Origin of the sequence: Flavitalea sp. (genome assembly GCF_035489435.1) — a bacterium.
Taxonomy (GTDB): Bacteria; Bacteroidota; Bacteroidia; order Chitinophagales; family Chitinophagaceae; genus DATHKG01.
In genome coordinates this window covers 1-2,164 of sequence record NZ_DATHKG010000063.1, presented here as the reverse complement: position 1 = coordinate 2,164, position 2,164 = coordinate 1, and the positions used below count along the sequence as shown (strand labels likewise).

At 43.9% G+C, this 2,164-nt stretch carries 1 protein-coding gene; it reads left to right on the top strand.

Annotation, left to right across the window (positions count from 1 at the left end; all coding sequences use genetic code 11):
* Positions 1 to 1,951 (top strand): family 20 glycosylhydrolase (locus tag VK664_RS09595; RefSeq protein WP_461398428.1); only part of this gene is annotated, 1,951 nt, incomplete at its 5' end.
* Positions 1,952 to 2,164: the final 213 nt, after the last annotated feature.

Below are 2,164 nucleotides of genomic sequence, written 5' to 3'. Positions count from 1 at the left end.
ACAGGCATACCGTTTACAACTGGAAAAGGGACGCATTACCATTACCGCCAATGCAGGTCCGGGTTTGTTTTACGGCGTGCAGACACTTATCCAATTACTGCAACCAGGGAACGGTAAAGCCTGGTTTTCCGGAGGTCGGATCACCGACTGGCCTGATATGGACCTGCGCATGATCTACTGGGATGATGCACATCACCTGGAGCGGCTGGATGCCATGAAACGTGCTATCCTTCAGGCAAGCTATTACAAGATCAATGCATTCACGCTGAAGCTGGAGGGACATTTTCAATTCACCGGGGCAAAACCGATTGTTGAGCCATATGCATACACACCTGCGGAATTTCAGGAGCTTACCGATTACGCGAAGGCGCACTACGTGGAACTGGTGCCCTACATTGATGCCCCTGCGCACATTTCATTTATTTTAAAACATCCTGAATATAAGAGCCTGAGGGCATTTCCCAATTCGAACTATGAATTCAGTGTCATTGATCCCAAAGCAGATGAATTACTGCTGGGTATGTTCGATGACCTGATGAGAGCCAACAAAGGAGGCAAATATATTTTGCTCTCCACAGATGAAGCCTATTATGTGGGCAAATCGGAAAGTGAAAAAAAGCGTGCAGATGCATTGGGAGGCAATGGAAAACTCCTGGCGGAATACATTACAAGGATTGCGAACAAACTACACGAGAAAGGCCGTACCATAATTATATGGGCCGAGTACCCGCTTAAGAAAACAGATATCAATTCGCTTCCGTCGCACATCGTTAATGGCGTATATAATAGTGAATGGGCGCCAATTATTAAGTCAAATGGAATGCGGCAGTTAATTTATACTTCCATACAGGGGGTAGAGCCATTATTTCCCAATTACGAGAAACAGCCGGTAAAAAAATTGAAACGCAATGACTCATTGGCACTTACAGATGATGAAGAACAGCAGGGCGAATTAAAAAGAGGAAGGGTGGGAGAAGTGTTGCATGGAATTACTTCGACCATCGCTGATGGCAAGGCCGATTTAATGGGCGTGATCGTTGCTGCCTGGGGTGATGCAGGGTTAAACCCGGAAACATTCTGGTTAGGATATGCTGCAGGTGCAGCTCCCGGCTGGAATAACAAGTCAATGACTCCCGAGGATCTCAGCAAGCGGTTTTATAATTCTTTCTATGGCTCAAATACCGTTCACATGGATAGTATTTACAGCCTGTTAAGTTCGCAGTCAGACTTCTGGGATAAAAGTTGGGATTGGCAAGCTTCCGATTGGCGCACTCCTATACTCGGAAATTCTTACAAAATATTTGATACGGCAAAACCGGTAAAGGATCAGACACTGCCTTTACTTCCCGTTCCTTCTGCTATTGATCTTACCTTAAACAGCGACTGGAACAATATCAATAAAGAAAGACTACAGCTTGCGGAAAAATACATGAAAGACAATGACAATCTGATGCGTCTGTTGCACGAAAATCTGATCAGCATTGATTATCAGCATTACAATCTGCAGGTACTCAAATCTGTTGCGCAGTTGTGCCGCCAGAATCTCAACCTGTTGCTCGATCTCAAAACCGTGAATGAATTCCTTACACTTGCCTCCAAAACAGCAACCACAGCACCGTCAGTTTCTGTTTCACTTATCGACCAGGCATTAGACCGGGTAAAAAAGATTAGAGATGAGCGCAATGAAATGCTGCAGTCTGTCACACATGTATGGTACAGAGATTGGTTTCCCCGCGTAAGTGAAGCAAACGGACGAAAATTTCTTGACCAGGTAGATGACATAAAAGATCATCAGCCGGTCCGTACGGTGGATATGAGTTATTTAATATACCGGCAATTAAAATATCCTATAGAGAAATGGTCAAAGGATGTACTTGATGCAAGGAACGGGTTTGCGAAGAAGAATAATCTGCCGGAAAGGACTGAGCAAATCGCCTGGGAGAAGTATTAGTAATTGAATTGACAGAAACATTCTATTGGTTTAAAAAACAATTATGCGGACAACTTATTTTTTAATTCTTACTATTTTAAATAGTTTATTTCTCACTGAGGTTCATTCCCAGGATAAGGGAAAATCGTTACTGCCCGTACCGCGGCAATTGGCGCTTACTGATGAACGTTATGTGCTTGATGACAGCTGGTCGGTTGTTGCTGCAAAGAATAT